Raw genomic sequence first — 18,835 nt, 5'->3', positions numbered from 1 at the left:
AAGAAAGGCAGAGACTTCACGCCATGACCACCACCGATCCGTTCCCCGGCTTCCATGTGCAGGCCGGCAAGGCGGCCGACGGGCCCTACGCCGTGGACATCGCCCCCGAGCGGGCCGGCTGGGGCTACTCCAGCCTGCGGGTCCTCGATCTGCCGCCCGGCGGTTCGCATTCGCTGGCCACCGGTGACAGCGAGTGGATCGTGCTGCCGCTGAGCGGTGGCTGCACCGTGATCGCCGAGGGCGAGACGTTCGAACTGCACGGCCGGGAGAGCGTGTTCAGCGGGGTGAGCGACTTCGTCTATCTGCCGCGCGACTCCCACGCCCAGATCGCCAGCGGCGCGGGCGGCCGCTTCGCGCTCACCGGCGCCCGCTGCGAGCGCCGGCTGCCCGCGCGCTACGGACCGGCCTCCGCCGTCCCCGTCGAGCTGCGCGGCAGCGGCAACTGCTCACGCCAGGTGAACAACTTCGGCGCGGCAGCCCCCGCCGGAGGCGGAAAATCAGCTGGCGGTTTCGAATGCGACAAGCTCATCGCCGTCGAGGTGCTCACCCCGGGCGGCAACTGGTCCTCGTACCCGCCGCACAAGCACGACCAGTGCCGCCCCGGCGAGGAGAGCGAGCTCGAGGAGATCTACTACTTCGAGATCGCCGAGGCCCACGGCAACGAGGGCATCGGCTATCAGCGGGTCTCCCCGTCCGGCCACGGCCGCGGCACCGACGTGCTCGCCGAGGTCCGCTCCGGTGACACCGTCCTGATCCCCGACGGCTGGCACGGCCCCTCCATCGCCGCCCCCGGGCACGACATGTACTACCTCAACGTCATGGCGGGCCCGGCGGCGGAGCGCGCCTGGCTCATCTGCGACCACCCCGACCACGCCTGGATCCGCTCCACCTGGCCCGACCAGGCCGTCGACCCCCGTCTGCCCCTCTATCAAGCACCCGCTGGAGACCCACGATGAACGGTTCGGCAGTGCGTCGCCTCACCGTCGCCCAGGCGCTGGTGGAGTTCCTGGCCCACCAGTACACCGAGCGGGACGGGCGGCGGCATCGCCTGATCAACGCCACCTGGGGGATCTTCGGCCATGGCAATGTGGCCGGGCTCGGCCAGGCGCTGCTGGAGTCCGGGCCGGACACCATGCCGTACCTCCAGGGCCGTAACGAGCAGGCGATGGTGCACGCAGCGGTCGGCTACGCCCGGCAGAACAACCGGCTCGCCGCCCAGGCCGTCACCACCTCCATCGGCCCCGGCGCCACCAACCTGGTGACCGGTGCCGCGCTCGCCACCGTCAACCGGCTGCCGGTGCTGCTGCTGCCCGGCGACATCTTCGCCACCCGGCCCGCCGACCCCGTGCTCCAGCAGCTCGAAGTGCCCTACGCGGGCGACATCTCGGTGAACGACGCGCTGCGCCCGGTCTGCCGCTACTTCGACCGGGTGATGCGTCCCGAGGCGCTGATCCCGGCCGCGCTCCAGGCCATGCGGGTGCTGGCGGACCCGGCCGAGACCGGCGCCGTCACCCTGGCCCTGCCGCAGGACGTCCAGGCCGAGGCGTTCGACTGGCCCGAGGAGTTCTTCGCCGACCGGGTCTGGCACGTCCGCCGCCCCGCCCCCGAGGCGGCCGAGGTGGCCGCCGCCGCGCGGGCCGTCCGCGCCGCCCGCCGGCCGCTGATCGTCGCGGGCGGCGGGGTCCACCACAGCGAGGCGGAGGACAGCTTGCGCGCCCTCGTGGACGCGACCGGCATCCCGGTGGCGTCCACCCAGGCGGGCAAGGGCTCGCTGCGCTACGACCACCCCGCCGACATCGGCGGCATCGGCCACACCGGCACCGCCGTCGCGGACGACCTGGCCCGCACCGCCGACCTGGTCATCGGCGTGGGCACCCGCTACAGCGACTTCACCACCGCCTCCGCGACCCTCTTCGCGGACCCGGCGGTCCGCTTCCTCAACCTCAACATCACGCCGTTCGACGCCCATAAGCTCGGCGCCACCACCGTGGTCGCCGACGCCCGCGCCGCGCTCGAAGCGCTCACCGCCGAGCTGGCGGGCCACCGGGTGGACGAGACGTACGAGGCCGAGTACCGCACCGGGAAGACCGCGTGGGAGCGCCGGGTGGACGCCGCGTACGCCGCCGAGGACGAGACGGCCCGCCCGTCCCAGACCCAGGTCCTGGGCGCGCTGGACGCGGTCGTCGGCGACGAGGACGTGGTGATCAACGCGGCGGGCTCGCTGCCGGGCGACCTCCACAAGCTGTGGCGCGCCCGCTCCCCGCGCCAGTACCACCTCGAGTACGGCTACTCCTGCATGGGATACGAGATCCCCGGCGCCATCGGCGTACGGCTCGCGGCGCCCGCCACCCCGGTCTGGGCGCTGGTCGGGGACGGTACCTATCTGATGATGCCCACCGAGATCGTCACCGCGGTCCAGGAGGGCATCAACATCAACGTCGTGCTGCTCCAGAACCACGGCTACGCCTCGATCGGCGGTCTGTCGGAGACCACCGGCGCCGAGCGCTTCGGCACCGCCTACCGCTTCCGGGCGGCCGACGGGCAGTACACCGGCGATCCGCTCCCGGTCGACCTGGCCGCCAACGCCGCCTCGCTGGGCATGGATGTGCTCCGCGCGAAGAGCGTGGGCGAGCTGCGGGCGGCGCTCGCCGAGGCTCGCGCCTCGGATCGGCCCACATGTGTCTATGTGGAGACCGAAACGGCCGACACAGTGTCCGGCGCACCCGAGGCACAGGCGTGGTGGGATGTGCCTGTCGCCCAGATCGCGACCCGTCCGGCCGCCGTGAAGGCCCGTGAGGACTACGACCGGCAGGCCGCCGCACGCCGCCGCCACCTCTGACGTTTTTCGAGAGAAAGGCTCCGCACCCATGAAGACCGTCAACCACTGGATCGGCGGAAAGACCGTCGAGGGCGCGACCGGCGCGTACGGGCCGGTCTACAACCCCGCCACCGGCGCCCAGGACACCCAGGTCGCCCTGGCCTCCGTGGACGAGGTCGACGCGGCCGTGGCCGCGGCCAAGGAGGCGTACCGCTCCTGGGGCACCACTTCGCTCTCCAGGCGCACCGCGATCCTCTACAAGTACCGCGAGCTGCTGGACGCCCACCGCGACGAGATCGCCGAGCTGATCACCGCCGAGCACGGCAAGGTCCACTCGGACGCGCTCGGTGAGGTGGCCCGCGGTCTGGAGATCGTGGAGCTGGCCTGCGGGATCGCCGAGAAGCTGAAGGGCGAGCTGTCCACCCAGGTCTCCACCGGCGTCGACGTCTCCTCGATCCGCCAGCCGCTGGGCGTGGTCGCGGGCATCACTCCGTTCAACTTCCCGGCGATGGTGCCGCTGTGGATGTTCCCGGTGGCCATCGCCTGCGGTAACACCTTCGTCCTCAAGCCCAGCGAGAAGGACCCCTCGGCCTCCCGCCGGCTGGCCGAGCTGGCCGCCGAGGCGGGGCTGCCGGACGGGGTGCTCAACGTGGTCAACGGCGACAAGGTGGCCGTCGACCGGCTGCTGGAGCACCCGGACGTCGCGGCCGTCAGCTTCGTGGGCTCCACGCCGATCGCGAAGTACATCCAGTCCAGGGCCGTCGAGCACGGCAAGCGGGTGCAGGCGCTCGGCGGCGCCAAGAACCACATGCTGGTGCTGCCCGACGCCGATCTGGACTTCGCGGCGGACAACGCCATCAACGCGGCCTACGGCTCGGCCGGTGAGCGCTGCATGGCGGTCTCGGTCGTGGTCGCGGTCGGCGACGCGGGCGACGACCTGGTGAAGAAGATCGCCGACCGGGCCGCCACGTTGCGGATCGGCCCCGGGAACGACCCGGCCTCCGAGATGGGCCCGCTCATCACCAAGGAGCACCGCGACAAGGTCGCCTCCTATGTGCACGGGGCCGCGGCCCAGGGCGCCGAGGTGGTCGTGGACGGTACGGGGTACACCGTGGAGGGCCATGAGAACGGCTTCTTCATCGGCGTCTCGCTGCTGGACAGGGTCCCGCCGACGGCCGACGCCTACCGTGACGAGATCTTCGGCCCGGTGCTGTGCGTGGTGCGCGCCGAGACCTACGACGAGGCCATCGCGCTGATCAACAGCTCGCAGTGGGGCAACGGCACGGCCATCTTCACCCGCGACGGCGGCGCCGCCCGCCGCTTCCAGCTGGAGGTGGAGGCGGGCATGGTCGGCGTCAACGTGCCGATCCCGGTGCCGGTGGGCTACCACTCCTTCGGCGGCTGGAAGGACTCGCTCTTCGGCGACCACCACATCTACGGCAACGACGGGGTGCACTTCTACACCCGCGGCAAGGTCGTCACCACCCGCTGGCCGGAGCCGTCGGAGGAGGTCGGCATCAACCTCGGCTTCCCGAAGAACCACTGAGGCGTCTCTGAAGAACCTCTGAGGACGCAGGTGAAGAACCACTGAGGCGTATGGGACGTGTGATTCGCACGTTTGAGTGGTTTCCCCGCCCCCTGCCGGACCCGGTCCGGCAGGGGGTTTCGCCGTTGCGGCGGGCGGGGATCCCAGGCGCAACAAGCACGGGAAGCCGGGGGAAAGCGGGGGAGCCGACGTGCCTGGGTTCATGGAGGGGGAAGGGACCGAGGAGTTCATCGAGGCGTTCAAGGGCGCCGTGGTGCCTCGGGACCGAAAGGCCAAGGCGCGGGATCTGCTGCCGCCCGTGCTGCTGCTCGCGAGCGGCGAGGGGGCGCCGGGCCGCGCCCACCGGGCGATGCGGGGGCTGCGCCGGATGCTCTACCCGGACGGCGCCAAGCGGGTGCCGTACGCGGCGCTGGGCCCCGATGAGATCCGCGCGGCCGCCGGGCGGCGGCCGCTGACGCTGGACCTCGGCCGGGAGCTGTGCGTCGATGTGCCCCGCCGCACCGGCGCTCTGCGGCTCACTGACTTCTGGCTGATGCGGGACATCGTCGAGCAGGCGCTGGACCCGCGGGCCGCCGAGCCGGACGGCGGCGCGCTGCGCGACCACGCTTACGCACAGCGGCTCACCCGAGGGCCGCTGCTCAAGGCGTTGTGGACGCTCGGCGGCGAAGCCGGTGACAGCGCGGCGGGCGGCCCGGCGGGGCCGGGCTGGATCGCGGAGCTGCGCCGGCTGCTGGTGCGCCCCCTCTTCCAGCTGCTGCCGCGCTGGTGGTGGGGGCGGCGCAGGACCCGTCGGCTGCTGCGCTCCACCCGGCGCGGCTGGTACGCGGACTGGCGGCGCATCAGCCATGGCCGCACCGCCGAGGAGTTCTTCGACAACGCCGCGCGGCTGGTGCGCGCCGAGCGCGCGCGGGACGGGGAGGCGGCGGTCGGCCGCTGGGAGGAGCTGCTGCTGCGCGCGCTGCTGGCGGATCTGCGGCGCGCGGCGCGGCCGGGCCGGATCTCGCCCTGGCGGCGCCGGCGGCGCACCCGGTGTGTCTTTCTGCTGGAGCTGCCGGAGGACGCCGCCGGTGCGGCGGCCGGGGAGCGCTTCCTGGAGCGGTACGGGGAGGCCGCCCGGGACACCCGGTGCGCGGCGGTCGTGGTGGTGGCGGTGGCTCCGGCGTCCCCGGCGGGCGAGCCCCCGGAGGGTGCGTCCCGGGCCGACGGGGTGACCGAGGGGGAGGGCGGCGGGCTGGGCCGGGCCGCCGCCCGGCTGCGCGGTGCGAGCGGGATGCCGTCGCGGGCGCCCCGGCCGCTGCGGGCCGCGCTGCCCGGGCCCGTGCCGGAGGCGGAGGCGCTGGACCTGGACCCCGTCTCGCCGCCCGCCTTCCGGCTCGGCCCGGCCGCCGAGCTGGCCCTGACCGGGGCCGTGGTGGTGTCCCTGCTGAGCGCGCCGGGCGTATGGCTGGTCGGCCGGATCACGGACGAGCCGGACCGCGGCTGTCTGGGCGGGGCGTCCAGCGAGGTCGTCGCGGGCCGCCCCGAGCTGAGCGCGGACTCGCCGCGGAAGCAGTACGAGGACGCGCGGCGGCTGATCCGCGAGGAGAACGCACGAGTGGACCGCGAGGTCGCGGACCACCGCGGCACCGCCCGTACGGTGGTGCACATCGGCTCCGACGTGGCCGCCGACCAGGAGGGCCAGCGGTACAACGCGGCCGTGCCCGAGCTGCGCGGTATCGCCCTGGCCCAGCGCGCGCTGAACGACGAGGCGGGCAACGACTCCCAGAAGGTGTGGCTGCGCGTCGACAGCCGTAACGCGGGGGACGACTTCGCGGGCGCGCCGCGCATCGCCCGCCAGGTCGCCGAGGACGCCCGTGAGAAGGGCTCCGGGATCATCGGCGTGGTGGGCTTCTCCAAGAGCCTGAAGCAGACCCAGGAGGCCGTGCGCATCCTGGGCGCCGCGCGGATCCCCGTCGTGGGCACCACGGCCACGGCGGATCTGATGCAGGTGGACGGGTACTACCGCAGGGTGGCGCCCACCAACAGCCGCGAGGCCGCGGTCGAGGCCGACTTCGCCCGCCGGGGCAACATCATGGACGACGGCAGCGGGAGCTGCTCCCCGGCCCGCGCCGCCGTGGTCGTCAAGGATCCCCGGGACCTGTACAGCGACGAGATAGGGACGCTGTTCGCCGAGCGGTTCGGCGCCCGGCCGTTCACCCTGGAGTACACCCCGGGCGGCCGGGGCGGCGGGCTCGCCCAGGGGCAGCCGCCGAAGGACGGTGTCGCCCGTAAGGAGAGCATCGGCGAGCTGGCCGACGCGGTGTGCGAGCGGATCACCGCCAACCCCCGGACGGTCGTCTACTGGGCCTCCCGCGCCCTCCAGTTCAGCGCGTTCCTCGACGACTTCGGGGACAACACGGCGTGCGAGGGCAGGAAGCTCACGGTGCTCGGCGGCAATGACCTCACCACCGCCGCCCTCGCCGGTGAGTACGCGGACCGGCCTTGGCTGCGGCTGTACCACACCGTCCATGTGCTGCCCGCGGGCCATCCGCGGCTGAGCGACATCGCCAAGAAGTTCAACGCCGACTACGCGCGGGACTTCGGCTCCCATGACCTGTGGCGCGACGACGGACGGGCCGCCCTGGCGTACGACGCGATGCAGCTGATGGCCGAGGCCGCCAACCGGGCCTTCCGCAGCACGGACAACGTGGAGCGCTCCAATGTGCAGATCGGCCTCGACAACGGCATACGGAAGCAGGGCGCCAGCGGCTATCTGGACGTCGGGCGGGGCCGCTCGGTGCCCCGGGACAAGCCGGTGGTGATCCTGCACCACACCGACCGGGGCTCGGAGCCGGTGCTGTACTGCGGCGCGTTCACCCAGAACCCGGCGGGGCGGATAGCGCACTGGGGGCCGAGGGGGAAGTTCTCATGTCCCAGGGACAGTTGAGCACAACCATTCGAGGGGCTGAGGGGTCTTCTTGTGTGCTCGCCCGGCTAAGGGGCGAATCATCAGCGCAAGACTGTACACAGGGGGATTTTCCATGCTTAGTTCCATTCGTGCGCTTCGCTCCCGCGCCGCGGTGGCCGGCGGCTGTGTGGCCGCGCTCGGCCTCGGGCTCGCCCTGGCCGCCGGGTCGCCCGCCTCGGCCACCGAGCGGACCGACCCGAACGGCCGCTACACCGCCGAGGAGATCCACCACTTCCTGGAGGGCTTCTACGGAAACCACGGCCCGCGCCCCTGGGAGCGCGAGCACCTGGTCTCGGACCAGCTCAAGGAGGAGGCCGCCCAGACGCCCGACTTCGACCTGCTGCTGTGCGCGCAGAACCAGCCGCAGGACATCGAGGTCGGTGAGGTGACCACGGCCCAGTCCGCGCGGGTGGGCTGGGCGACCATCACCACCCACTGGGGCCAGTCGCCGACGACCCGGTCCTTCACCGCCTATGTGGACCTCGACGCCAGCCGGCCGATCCAGCTCCTCCAGGTGGACTGCGCGCCCGGGGACTGACCTCCCGCCAGGGGCCGCGCTCGGGAGACCCGGACCGGAACGGCTGGTTCAGTTCTCCCGGGGCCACCCCGTAGTCTCGCCGTATGACCTGGTCGCACGCGTTGAAGGAGACCGCCCGGACGGGGCTTGCGATCGAGCGCACCAGGACCGAGCCCATGGTTGCGGTCCGCGGCGCGTGCGGGGTCGCGCTCGTCATCGGGGTGGCGCTGTGGCTGGGCTCACCGACGCTCGCCGTCTCGGCGGCCTTCGGCGCCTTCTCCGCCGGGGTCGCCACCTTCCAGCGCAGCTGGCGCCCTCGCCCCTGGCTGGCGCTGGCCGCCGCGAGCGGTCTCGCGGTGAGCACCTTCCTCGGCTATCTGGCCGCCGCCCACACCCTCACCTTCGTCCTCATGCTCGCCGTGTGGACGCTGATGACGGGCATGTCGTGGGCGGTCGGCCCGGTCTCCGGGCTGGTCTCCACCCAGATGGTGGCCGTCATGCTGATCACGGTCACCCTCCCGACCTCGGTCATGGGCGCCCTGGGGCACGCGCTGCTGGTCGGGCTCGGCGGTGTGGTGCAGGCCGCGCTGATCGTCCTCTTCCCGGTGCGGCCATGGGGTGTGCAGCGCGACGCCCTCGCCGACGCGCTCGCCGCCGTGGCGGACTACGCCCGCAGGCTGCGCGACGAGCCGGTGGCGCCCTTCGACCCCACGCCGCTGATGGACGCCCGCAGCGCCGCCGCCGTGACGCCCCGTCAGGCCCGGCGGCGGCCCCGCCAGCTGAACGGCTACCGGCTGCTGGCCGAGCGGATCCGCCCGGTGCTCGCCTCACTGGCCGACCCGGTGGTCGGCGCCCCCGCGGAGGGGCCCGAGCGCGACCGGGTGCGGGAACTGCTGGCCGCCACCGGCACCGTGCTGGACGCGGTGGCCCACGCCATCCGCCACGGCACACCGGTGCGGGTGCCCTCTGAGGCCATGGCCGTCCTGCGGATGCCGGAGGACGGGCCCAAGCTGACCGGCGCCGCCCGCCGTGCCGCGCTGCGGCTCTTCTCACTGGTGGCGGACGTGGTGGAGGCGTCCGACGAACCGGTGGAGGAGGTGTCCGCCGAAGGCCGGACGGTGCACCGCTTCCTGCCCCGCCCCGGTCTCGGGGGCACCGTCGCCATGGCGCTGCGCGCCGTCCGCCGCGAGGCCCGCTGGTCCTCGCCGGTGCTGCGGCACGCGGTGCGGCTGTGCGTGGTCAACGTCAGCGGCTATCTGCTGAGCACGACGCTGCCGCTGGGCCACTCCTACTGGGCGCCGCTGACCTCCACGATGGTCCTGCGGCCGGACTTCGCCCAGACCTACTCCCGCGGTGTCGCCCGCTTCCTGGGCACCCTGGCCGGGGTGCTGATCGGCGGCGGGGTGGTGGCGCTGGTCCACCCCGGCTCGTATCTGAGCGCCGGGCTGGCCGTGGTGTGCGTCCTGGCGATGTATCTGCTGCTGCGCACCGGCTTCATCGTGACCTCCGCGTGCGTGAGCGCGTATGTGGTCTTCCTGCTCAGCATCGCGGGCGAGGCATGGGGCCAGACCGTGCAGGCGCGGGTGGCGCTGACCCTGCTCGGCGGGGTGCTGGCGATGGTCGCGTACGCGGTCTTCCCCGCCTGGGAGACACCGCGGCTGCGGGACCGGCTGGCGGACTGGCTGGCCGCCAACGGCGCCTTCGCCACCGCCGTCTTCGACGCCTACGCCCACCCCGCCGAGCGCCGTCCCCGCCAGGTGCGGGACGCCCTGCTGGACGCCCGCGCGGCGCGGGCGGCCTGGGAGCAGAGCGAGACCCAGGCGCACCGGGAACCGGTCCGCCACCGCGGGCTGTCGCGGCCCGCGGCGCGGGCGGCGCAGACGGCGCTGTCCACGATGGGCCGGGTCGTCATGCTGCTGGAGGCGCATCTGCCGGAGCGCGACGCGGCGCCGTCCGAAGGGGCCGGGGACTTCGCCGCGGCACTGCGGCAGGCGCTGCCGGAGGCGGTGAAGGCGGTACGGGAGCGGCGGCCGCTCAACTGGTCGCCGGTGCACCGGTCGCTGGAGCGGTGGCGCCAGCGGTCCGGGGACCGTCCGGGGGTGGCGCTGCGCGACGCGGAGCAACTCGTCGACGCCCTGGACGATCTGGCGGAGGCGCTCAACAAGGGTGCACGGCAGTCGCGCACGCCCCGTGACCCCAGTCAAGAAGAATCCCCCTAGACTAGGGGTGCCCCCTACATCATTGGGCGTGTTAATCATGAAGGGGCGGTGCTTGCTGACGCGTCCTCGGGCGCGTGCCCGGTACGCTCTGCCGTCTGTCCCCCACATTTTGCTTGACGAGTGAAAGACTTTCCCTACGCATGGGTGCACAGCGAGAAGACAGCGTCTGGATACGACGATTCCATCCGATGCCCGAGAGTCGCGCCCGTCTGGTCTGTCTGCCCCACGCCGGGGGTTCGGCGTCGTTCTTCTTCCCGATGTCCCAAACGCTTTCCTCGTCCGCCGATGTCCTGTGCGTGCAGTATCCGGGGCGTCAGGACCGGCGTCAGGACCCGCTGATCGAGAACATCGACGAGTACGCCGACGCCATCGCCGCGGAGTTGAAGCCCTGGCTCGATCTCCCGGTCGTCTTCTTCGGGCACAGCATGGGCGCCGTTCTCGCGTTCGAGGTGACCCGCCGGCTGGAGGAGGCCGATCCGGAGTTCGCCGCGCTCGCCGTCTTCGCCTCGGGCCGCCGGGCGCCGTCCCGTTACCGCGACGAGAATGTCCACCGGCGCGATGACGACGGCGTCGTACGCGAGATGAAGCTGCTGAGCGGCACCGATTCCCGCGTCCTCGGAAATGAGGAGATCCTGCGCATGGCGATGCCGGCGATTCGCGGTGACTACAAGGCGATCGAGACCTACCGCTCGGTGCCGGGCGCCGCCGTCCGCTCCCCGATCACCGTGCTGACCGGCGACAACGACCCCAGGACCAGCCTCGAGGAGGCGGAAGGCTGGCGGTCGCACACCAGCGGCGCGTTCGACATCCGGGTGTTCCCGGGTGGCCACTTCTTCTTGGCCGGGCATCAAGAGCCGATTATGAGTCTCGTCGCGGAGGCGCTTTCAGGGTCGAGACCCTGAGCCGACCGCCTCAGGAACCTACCCGACGCACTGGAAAAACCACTCGTCATGCTCGATGCCCCCGGCGGTCCGTTGGGGGCATCAGCTGGCTTCATCGGGGGATGAATTCTTTGCCTGCGAACCTCTTCGAATGGGAGAACCACCTCTCCGCGCTGCGTGAAATGCTGCGCGGCGCGACGCAGGGCCGGGGTCGGCTGGCTCTTGTCAGCGGTGCGGTGGCCAGTGGCAAGACCACACTGCTGAACACCTTTGCCGAACAGGCCATCGAAAGCGGTGAGTTGCTCCTGGAAGCGACCGGTTCGCGGGCCGAGCGGGACCTTCCCTTCGGAATTGTCCGAAAGATTTTCGATAACGGTGCGATGCCCGCCGATGTGCGATCCGAAGTGATCGCGCTGCTTGACGGAAACGCGCTGGAAAGCACCGCCGCGGGACGCATGCGCGTGATGTCCCAGATTTCCTCGGCGCTGCTGCGAATGGTCGACGATCGCACACTTGTCGTCCTTGTCGACGATGTGCACTGCGGCGACGACCAGTCCCTGCAATTCCTGCTCCACCTGGCCCGGCGGGTGCGTCAGGCGAAGGTTCTCATCGTCCTCACCGAATCCCCCCGGCTTCGTCAGGAACAGTTCACCTTCCACGCCGAACTGCTCCGCCAGCCCAACTGTGTGCGCATGCGGCTGCACATGCTCACCGAGTCGGGCGTCGCCGAGGCGCTCTCCGGCACCCTGTCCGCCACCGTCGCCGCCCGCCTCGCCCCCGAATGCCACCGCGTCTCCGGCGGCAACCCGATGCTGCTGCGCGCCCTGCTGGAGGACTGGCGGACCGTCGGCGAGCACGGCGAGGCCCAGCAGCGCCCGGCGCCCGGCGAGGCGTTCGCCCACGCCGTCCTCGGCTGTCTGCACCGCGGCGAGCCCGAGGCGCTGGAGATCGCCCGCGGGGTCGCCGTCCTCGGCGACGCCCGCTCCCCGCGGCTGCTCGGCCAGCTCCTGGACCTCGGCGCCAACACGGTCCAGCAGGGCGTCCAGGACCTGCACCAGTGCGCCATCCTGGAGCACAACGCCTTCCGCGACGAGGTGGCCCGTACCGCGGTGCTCGACGCGACCCCCGCCACCGCCCGCGGCGCCCTGCACGCCCGCGCCGCCCGGCTGCTGCACGCCGACGGCGCCTCCGCGCTCGACGTGGCCCGCCAGCTGGTCTCCGCCCGGCAGGACGCCGAGCGCTGGACCGTCCCCGTTCTGCGCGAGGCCGCCGAATTCGCCCTGGTCGAGGAGGAGTTGGAGTTCGCGCTCCGCTGCCTCGAATGCGCCCACCACGCCTGCCCGCCCGGGCCAGAGCGCACCGCGCTCAAGGCCCGGCTGGTCAGCATCGCGTGGCGGATCGGCCCGGCCACCGCCGAGAGCCATCTGCCGGAGCTCACCGAGGACGCCGGGCGGGGCCGGCTCGCCCCGCGCGACGTCGCCCCGATCACCTCCTACCTCGCCTGGTCGGGGCGGCTGGACGCGGCGGCCGGCGCCGTCTCCGCGCTGGCCCGCTCGGCCGCCACCGGCGACGACCCCGCGATGACCGCCGCCGTCTCCGCCTCCGCCCAGTGGCTGACCATGCTCAGCCCGCCGCTGCGCGACCGCCTCCCCACCGTCGGGACCGGCACCACCGGGGCCACCGCCGGAGCCCCGCGCGACATGGCCGACCTGGCCCACGCCCACGCCGCCGCCACCCTGTCCGCCGTGCTCGCCGAGGGCCAGGCCGACCGGGCCGTCATCGAGGCCGAGCGGGTGTTGCAGCGCTACCACCTGAGCGACAGCACCCTCCAGCCGCTGGTCGTCGCGCTGATGGCACTCGTCCTGGCCGGCCGGCTCGACCTCGCGCTGTCCTGGTGTGAGCGGCTACAGGGCGAGTGCTCCTCCCGCCGCGTCCCGACCTGGCAGGCGCTGCTGTCCGCCGTACGGGCCGAAATCGCGCTGCGCCAGGGCGATCTCCAGGTCGCCGCGCACCAGGCGCGCACGGCGATGTCACGGATATCGGTCCAGGGCTGGGGCGTGGGGCTGGGGCTGCTGCTGTCCACCCTGATCCAGGCCGAGACCGGGATGGGCCACTACGACGAGGCCATGGCGCTGCTCGAACAGCCCCTGCCCGAGGAGCTCTTCCAGACCCTCCCCGGGCTGTTCTACCTGCGCGCCAGGGGCCGCTGCCACCTGGCCACCGGCCGCTACCACGCCGCGCTCGGCGACTTCATGGCCGCCGGTGAGCTGATGGGCGCCTGGCGGATGGACACCCCCCTGCTGACCCCCTGGCGGGCGGACGCCGCCGAGACGTGGCTGGCCCTCGGCGACCCGGGGCGCGCCCGCGCCCTGGCCGAGGAGCAGCTGCGGCTGGGCCCGGAGGACGCCCGGCTGCGCGGCGCCCTGCTGGTCGTGCTCGCCCGCACCGACGAGCTCAAGCGCCGGGTGCCCCGGCTCAAGGAGGCCGTGGAGATCCTGGAGGGCGGCGACGACCGCATCCAGCTGGCCGTGGCCCTCGGTGAACTCGGCCGCGCCTACCGCGCGCTGGGCGACTTCAACCGGGGCCGGGTGCTCGTGCGCAAGGCATGGCACGTGGCCAAGACGTGCGGCGCCGATCCGCTCTGCCGTGAGCTGATGCCCCGGCACGCGGACCCCGGCGAGCTCGCGGCGGCCGCCGCCCAGCCGGGTCAGGCGACGACCGAGGCGCAGCGCGATGTGGAGGCGCTGACCGAGGCGGAGGTGCGGATCGCGGTGCTGGCCGCGCACGGCAACACCAACCGGGAGATCGCGTCCAAGCTGTTCGTCACCGTGAGCACGGTGGAGCAGCACCTGACCCGCATCTACCGCAAGCTGAACGTCAAGCGCCGCCGCGACCTCCCCGCGAAGCTCTCCGACAGCAGCCTCACTGGGACGGTGTGAGAGCCGTCAGTTCAGCAGGCCGTGTTCCATCGCCTTCATCACCGCGGCCGTGCGGTCGGAGACGCCGAGTTTTTTGAACGAGCGCAGCAGATGTGTCTTGACCGTGGCCTCGCTGACGAACAGCTCGGCGCCGATCTCGGCGTTGGTCAGCCCCCGGCCGACCAGCCGCAGCACCTCGCGCTCACGGCCGGAGAGCGGGGACGGCTCGGGTGCCCGGGTGCGGAAGAGCTTGCCCGCGAGGGACGGGGTGAGCACGGTCTCGCCACGCGCCGCGGTCTGCACCGCGTCGATCAGCTCCTGGCGTGAACTGCCCTTCAGCAGATAGCCCGCGGCGCCCGCCTCCACCGCGCGCAGGATGTCGGAGTCGTCCTCGTACGTGGTCACGATGACCACCTTGCAGTCCGGCACCTGGCGCAGGATCTGCCCGGTGGCCTCGACCCCGTCCATCCCGCCCATGCGCAGATCCAGCAGGGTGATGTCCGGCCGCAGCGCGACCGCCTGGACCACCGCCTCCTCGCCGGAACCGGCCTGCCCGACCACCGTGATCCCCTCGGCGGACTCCAGCATGGCACTCAGCCCCTCCCGCACCACGGGATGGTCGTCGGCCAGCAGGACCCTGATCGGGCTCGGCCCGCCCGGCGTAGCCTCAGCCATTCACTGTCTCCCCGGCCGGCGCCGTCATCGGCACGCTCACCTCCACGGTGGTGCCCCGTCCGGGGCCGCTGGTGACGGACGCGACCCCGTCGATCTCCGCCACCCGGGCCTGCATCCCGCGCAGCCCGTAGCCTTCCTGGGTGCCGTCCGGGGTGAACCCCTCGCCGTCGTCGCGGACCAGCAGCCGGACGCCACCCTGGTCGAAGACCACGATCACATCGACCGTACGGGCCTGCTTGGCGTGCTTGCGCACATTGGCGATGGCCTCCTGCACCGTGCGCAGCAGCACCACGCTCACCGCCATCGGCAGCGACTTCTCCTCGCCCATCACCGAACACCGCACCTCCAGGCCGGTCTCGGCGATCAGCCCCTCCGCCTGCCGCCGCACCGCCTGGGACAGCGAACCGCCGCGCAGCGCGGGCGGGGTGAGGGCCGCCACGAAGCCACGGGCCTCGGCGAGCGACTCCTTGGCCACCCGGCCGGCCAGCGACAGATGGTTCACCGCCTGGTCCGGGGCCTCGCGCACCTCCGACTCGGCCGCCTGCACCAGGCTGATGATGCTGGTCAGGCCCTGCGCCAGGGTGTCGTGGATCTCCCGGGCCAGCCGTTCGCGCTCGGCCGAGATACCGGCCTCGTGGGAGAGCCGGGCCACCCGCTCCCGGCTGTGCCGCAACTCCTCGATGAGCAGCCCGCGCTCCTTGCTCTGCCGTACCACCCGCTTGATCCACATCCCCAGCAGCACCGACAGCGCGATGCTCAGCAGCGAGATGGGCAGCACACCCAGGACGCTCAGCCCCAGGTCCTCACCGGTGAACGCCACCACCAGCACGGGGCAGAGATTGGCCGCCGTGGCCAGCACCACCGCCGAGGCCATCGGCAGGCTCATGATCAGCATCGGGATGACCGCGAACAGCGCGAACGCGCCGACGAGGTTGAACGCCGTGGTGAGACAGAACAGCGTCACCAGGCCCGCCGCGAAGACCAGGTTCCGCGGGCCGTAGGTGTCCTCGATCATCAGCGTCCGGCCGACCGCCGCGTACCAGGGCACGATGAGGGTCAGGGCGGCGATCGGGATGGAGTGGTTGACCTGCGAGCCGCCGGAGAGGAAGAGCAGGACCGCCGTAACGAGATAGGAGACGGCGAAGAAGCCGTCCCACAGGCCGAACCAGCGGGTGCCGGACTCGGGACCGTAGTACGCCCCGGTCTGCGAGCCGTCCCCCGGAGAGTGATTGCGCACGGCTCAGTACTACCACGCGTGTCCACCGTGTCCACCGGACGGTTGACAGCCAGAACCCACCGTTCAGTCGTCTCGCGGTGGCTCGCCCGCTTCTAGCGTTGAGCCAGGTGAGGCGGAGAACCGTCACACCGAACGCACATCCCCGTTCGGCTTGGAGAACGTCGCATATGCCACAGATGAGCCAGTTCATGTCCGCACTGATCGCCAGTGGCACGATCCTGATCATCATCCTGGCGACCGACATCGGCCGCCGCCGCATCACCACGATGCGGATGGTGCGCTCGGTCATCGCCGTGGCCGTGGTCATCGCGATCTTCGTCGAGTCCTTCCCGACCAAGGGCAACGACATCTCGCTCCAGCTCGTGGGCGTCGGCACCGGCGTCATCTGCGGTCTGATCGCCGGAGTGCTGCTGCCCGCCTACAAGGACGCCACGTCCGGTGAGCTCTACACCATCGGTGGCATCGGCTACGCCCTGGTGTGGATCGTCCTCTCCAGCGGACGCATCCTCTTCGCCTACGGCGCCGAGCACTGGTTCACCATGGACCTGATCAAGTTCTCCATCGACTACAAGATCAGCGGCCAGGACACCTACGCCAACGCCTTCGTCTTCATGTCGCTGGCCATGGTGCTGACCCGAACCGCCGTGCTGCTGGCCAAGATGCGCAAGCTGAAGGGCCGGAACACCGGAAGCGGGCAGCTGCCGCAGCAGACCGTCACCGGTGCGTCGGTCTGAGCCGCCTGATTTCATAGTCCACCAACCCCCGCCGGGCCCCGCCCCGGTACCCGTCAGACGCAAGAGCAGGGTGAAGCAGTGGAACGCCATGACAATCTGAGGCTCCGACCGCCTCGGCACCGGGTCGACCGCCGAGCGATCGGCTGGTGGACGCTCCAGTCCGCACTCTTCGCCCTGCCCCTGCCGCTCGTCTTCGGGATCCTGTGGGCCTCCATTCCCCCCACGCGTGAGTTCTTCATGTGGGCCACGCTGATCTCGCTGGTCCCCGGGCTGCTCTACATGGCCGTCATGCCGGCCTGGCGGTACCGGGTCCACCGCTGGGAGGCCACCAACGAGGCGGTCTACGCGGCCTCCGGCTGGCTCTGGCAGCAGTGGCGGGTCGTGCCGCTGTCCCGGGTGCAGACGGTGGACACCCTGCGCGGCCCGATCCAGCAGCTGTTCGGGCTCTCCGGCGTCACCGTGACCACCGCCTCCGCCGCGGGCGCGGTGAAGATCAAGGGCATCGACCACAAGCTCGCCGGGGACCTGGTGGAGTACCTGGCCAAGTCCACCCAGGCCGTGCCGGGAGACGCCACATGAGCTCCGAGACCACCGTGCGGCCGGACCTGGACGCGGCCGGCCGCGGCTGGGGACGGCTCAACGGGCGGCTGCTCCTGGTCAACCTCTCCATCCTCGCCGCGCCGGTGGCCATGTTCCTGGCCAGCCTCGCGGTCACCGGAGGCGACACCAACCTCCAGGTCATCATCACCCTCGGCTCGCTGTTCATGACCTTCCTGGTCATCAGCGGCATCGGGCTGATGCGGCTGTTCACCACCCGCTACCGGCTCACCGAGGACCGCTTCGAGCTCCACACCGGGCTGCTCTTCCGCAGTGAGCGCTCGGTCCCGATCGGCCGCATCCGCGGTGTCGACGTCACCGCCAACCCGGTCCACCGCCTCTTCGGCCTCACCACGCTGCGCATCGACAGCGGGGACCAGAGCGACGCCGCCGCGCGCAGGCTCGCCCTCGACGGCATCACCAAGGCCGAGGCCGTGGAGCTGCGCCGCCAGATCATCGCGCTGCGCGACGCGGGCCGGGCCCGGCCGGTGGCCGACAGCGACGGTGTGCTCAGCCGGCTGGACTGGTCCTGGCTGCGCTACGGCCCGCTGACCGTATGGGGCGTGGGCGGTGTCTTCATCGCCGCCGCCAGTACGTACCGCACCCTGAGCGAGCTCCAGGTGAACCCGCTGGACCTCGGCGTCGTCAAGGACCTCGAGGACCGCTTCGGCACCATTCCGCTCTGGTACGGAGTCCTGCTGGCCGCCGTCGTCATCGCCGTACTCGGCATGATCGGCTCCACCGCCACCTACATCGAGAACTGGGCCGGTTACGAACTGCGCCGCGAGGACGGCGGAATCCTCCGCATCCGCCGCGGCCTGCTGGCCACCCGCTCCGTGAGCATCGAGGAGCGCCATCTGCGCGGCCTCGAACTCGTCGAGCCCGTCCCGCTGCGCTGGGCCAGGGGCGCCAAGCTCAACGCCGTCGCCAGCGGCCTGGGCAGCCAGGAGGACAACCGCAGGCGCCGCGGGCTGACCCCGCCCACCCCGCGCGACGAGGCCATGCGGGTCGCCGCGCAGGCACTGCCGACCGGCCCCGGGCTGATCGAGCGCAAGGGCCTCCTCCCGCACCCCAAGGCGGCCCTGCGGCGCCGGATCAACCGCGCCCTCATGTGGTCGGTCCTGATCGCGGCCGTCCCGGTGGGCCTGGGCCTGTGGCTGGGCCGGTGGCTCGTCATCACCGGCGTGATCACCGGTGTGGTGCTGGTGCCGGTCCTGGTGGCGTTCGCCTTCAGCGCCTACCACAGCCTCGGCCACCTGCTGCGCGGCCGCTTCCTGGTGATGTGCTCCGGGGCGTTCGCCCGCCGCACCGTCGCCCTCCAGCGCGACGGGGTCATCGGCTGGAAGCTCTCCCGGACGCCCTTCCAGCGCCGGGCCGGGCTGATCACCCTCGGCGCCACCACCGCCGCGGGCGAAGGCGTCTACCACGTGCACGACCTGACCGAAGGCCAGGGAATCGCCCTCGCCGAGACCGCGGTACCGGGGCTGCTGGCCCCGTTCATCGAGAGAGCCCCCGACCGCGGCTGACCACCCCGAGACCAACTGGCGATCCCCCGAGAGGTGGAGGGGCGGACCGAAAGGCCGCCCCTCCACCTCTGAACCCCTCCACCTCCGAAAAACTGAATAGTGGGCGCATTATTTGCTCGAGATCCTTGTCGCCACCGGAATTCTCATGCACTCTGGTGAATTAACGGTGGCCATTGCGCGAGACTCCTCGGATACGGGACCCCAAAGGGATGATAGGGGT

Annotated in this window: 13 protein-coding genes; 11 read left to right on the top strand and 2 right to left on the bottom strand. The window is 72.0% G+C overall.

Annotated elements, in window-relative coordinates; genetic code table 11:
• Positions 1 to 23 precede the first annotated feature (23 nt).
• The 8 genes from iolB (at position 24) to KHP12_RS20930 (ending at position 13,867) form a co-directional block, all read left to right on the top strand.
• Positions 24 to 956 carry a 5-deoxy-glucuronate isomerase gene (gene iolB, locus KHP12_RS20965; RefSeq protein ID WP_086881348.1) on the top strand — a complete coding sequence of 311 codons (933 nt, stop codon included), beginning with the start codon at positions 24 to 26 and terminating at the stop codon, positions 954 to 956.
• Positions 953 to 2,839, top strand: coding sequence for a 3D-(3,5/4)-trihydroxycyclohexane-1,2-dione acylhydrolase (decyclizing) (gene iolD, locus KHP12_RS20960; RefSeq protein ID WP_086881347.1), 1,887 nt, complete (start codon positions 953 to 955; stop codon positions 2,837 to 2,839). The genes iolB and iolD overlap by 4 nt, the downstream gene beginning before the upstream one ends.
• A 28-nt stretch (positions 2,840 to 2,867) precedes the next feature.
• Positions 2,868 to 4,364, top strand: a complete 1,497-nt coding sequence (locus KHP12_RS20955) for a CoA-acylating methylmalonate-semialdehyde dehydrogenase (protein WP_086881346.1) — start codon at positions 2,868 to 2,870, stop codon at positions 4,362 to 4,364.
• A 190-nt stretch (positions 4,365 to 4,554) separates the two neighbouring features.
• Positions 4,555 to 7,290 carry a hypothetical protein gene (locus KHP12_RS20950; RefSeq protein WP_210609304.1) on the top strand — a complete coding sequence of 912 codons (2,736 nt, stop codon included), beginning with the start codon at positions 4,555 to 4,557 and terminating at the stop codon, positions 7,288 to 7,290.
• Between the two features lie 94 nt (positions 7,291 to 7,384).
• Positions 7,385 to 7,849, top strand: a complete 465-nt coding sequence (locus tag KHP12_RS20945; RefSeq protein ID WP_086881344.1) for a hypothetical protein — start codon at positions 7,385 to 7,387, stop codon at positions 7,847 to 7,849.
• Positions 7,850 to 7,932: 83 nt separating this feature from the next.
• Complete coding sequence (locus KHP12_RS20940; protein ID WP_086881343.1) at positions 7,933 to 10,047, top strand: FUSC family protein; 2,115 nt, start codon at positions 7,933 to 7,935, stop codon at positions 10,045 to 10,047.
• Between the two features lie 140 nt (positions 10,048 to 10,187).
• Positions 10,188 to 10,949 (top strand): thioesterase II family protein, encoded by a 762-nt coding sequence (locus KHP12_RS20935; protein ID WP_037955160.1) that lies wholly within the window; start codon positions 10,188 to 10,190, stop codon positions 10,947 to 10,949.
• Positions 10,950 to 11,050: 101 nt separating this feature from the next.
• Positions 11,051 to 13,867 (top strand): helix-turn-helix transcriptional regulator, encoded by a 2,817-nt coding sequence (locus KHP12_RS20930; protein WP_086881342.1) that lies wholly within the window; start codon positions 11,051 to 11,053, stop codon positions 13,865 to 13,867.
• A gap of 6 nt (positions 13,868 to 13,873) precedes the next feature.
• Here the strand turns inward: KHP12_RS20930 and KHP12_RS20925 are convergent, their stop codons facing one another.
• Entirely contained in the window at positions 13,874 to 14,521 is a 648-nt protein-coding gene (locus tag KHP12_RS20925; RefSeq protein WP_037955164.1) for a response regulator transcription factor, read from the bottom strand.
• Positions 14,514 to 15,758, bottom strand: coding sequence for a sensor histidine kinase (locus KHP12_RS20920; protein WP_086881341.1), 1,245 nt, complete (start codon positions 15,756 to 15,758; stop codon positions 14,514 to 14,516). The genes KHP12_RS20925 and KHP12_RS20920 overlap by 8 nt, the downstream gene beginning before the upstream one ends.
• A 188-nt stretch (positions 15,759 to 15,946) precedes the next feature.
• On the opposite strand from KHP12_RS20920, the gene KHP12_RS20915 reads away from it, so the two are divergent.
• The 3 genes from KHP12_RS20915 to KHP12_RS20905 all read left to right on the top strand — a co-directional run bounded on the left by KHP12_RS20915 (position 15,947) and on the right by KHP12_RS20905 (position 18,615).
• Positions 15,947 to 16,492 carry a hypothetical protein gene (locus KHP12_RS20915; protein ID WP_244202728.1) on the top strand — a complete coding sequence of 182 codons (546 nt, stop codon included), beginning with the start codon at positions 15,947 to 15,949 and terminating at the stop codon, positions 16,490 to 16,492.
• A gap of 78 nt (positions 16,493 to 16,570) precedes the next feature.
• A complete protein-coding gene (locus tag KHP12_RS20910) occupies positions 16,571 to 17,071 on the top strand; it encodes a PH domain-containing protein (RefSeq protein WP_086881339.1) in 501 nt (166 codons plus the stop codon).
• Positions 17,068 to 18,615, top strand: coding sequence for a PH domain-containing protein (locus KHP12_RS20905; protein WP_086881338.1), 1,548 nt, complete (start codon positions 17,068 to 17,070; stop codon positions 18,613 to 18,615). The genes KHP12_RS20910 and KHP12_RS20905 overlap by 4 nt, the downstream gene beginning before the upstream one ends.
• The last annotated feature ends 220 nt before the right edge of the window (positions 18,616 to 18,835 follow it).

The organism is Streptomyces asiaticus (assembly GCF_018138715.1).
Classification (GTDB): Bacteria; Actinomycetota; Actinomycetes; order Streptomycetales; family Streptomycetaceae; genus Streptomyces; species Streptomyces asiaticus.
This window is presented reverse-complemented; position numbering and strand designations above follow the sequence as displayed.

What these genes read in the sequence shown, in the direction of transcription:
- iolB (WP_086881348.1), top strand. Translation starts at nt 24, where the DNA reads ATGACCACCACCGATCCGTTCCCCGGCTTCCATGTGCAGGCCGGCAAG.
- iolD (WP_086881347.1), top strand. Translation starts at nt 953, where the DNA reads ATGAACGGTTCGGCAGTGCGTCGCCTCACCGTCGCCCAGGCGCTGGTG.
- KHP12_RS20955 (WP_086881346.1), top strand. Translation starts at nt 2,868, where the DNA reads ATGAAGACCGTCAACCACTGGATCGGCGGAAAGACCGTCGAGGGCGCG.
- KHP12_RS20945 (WP_086881344.1), top strand. Translation starts at nt 7,385, where the DNA reads ATGCTTAGTTCCATTCGTGCGCTTCGCTCCCGCGCCGCGGTGGCCGGC.
- KHP12_RS20940 (WP_086881343.1), top strand. Translation starts at nt 7,933, where the DNA reads ATGACCTGGTCGCACGCGTTGAAGGAGACCGCCCGGACGGGGCTTGCG.
- KHP12_RS20935 (WP_037955160.1), top strand. Translation starts at nt 10,188, where the DNA reads ATGGGTGCACAGCGAGAAGACAGCGTCTGGATACGACGATTCCATCCG.
- KHP12_RS20930 (WP_086881342.1), top strand. Translation starts at nt 11,051, where the DNA reads ATGAATTCTTTGCCTGCGAACCTCTTCGAATGGGAGAACCACCTCTCC.
- KHP12_RS20925 (WP_037955164.1), bottom strand. Translation starts at nt 14,521, where the DNA reads ATGGCTGAGGCTACGCCGGGCGGGCCGAGCCCGATCAGGGTCCTGCTG.
- KHP12_RS20915 (WP_244202728.1), top strand. Translation starts at nt 15,947, where the DNA reads ATGTCCGCACTGATCGCCAGTGGCACGATCCTGATCATCATCCTGGCG.
- KHP12_RS20905 (WP_086881338.1), top strand. Translation starts at nt 17,068, where the DNA reads ATGAGCTCCGAGACCACCGTGCGGCCGGACCTGGACGCGGCCGGCCGC.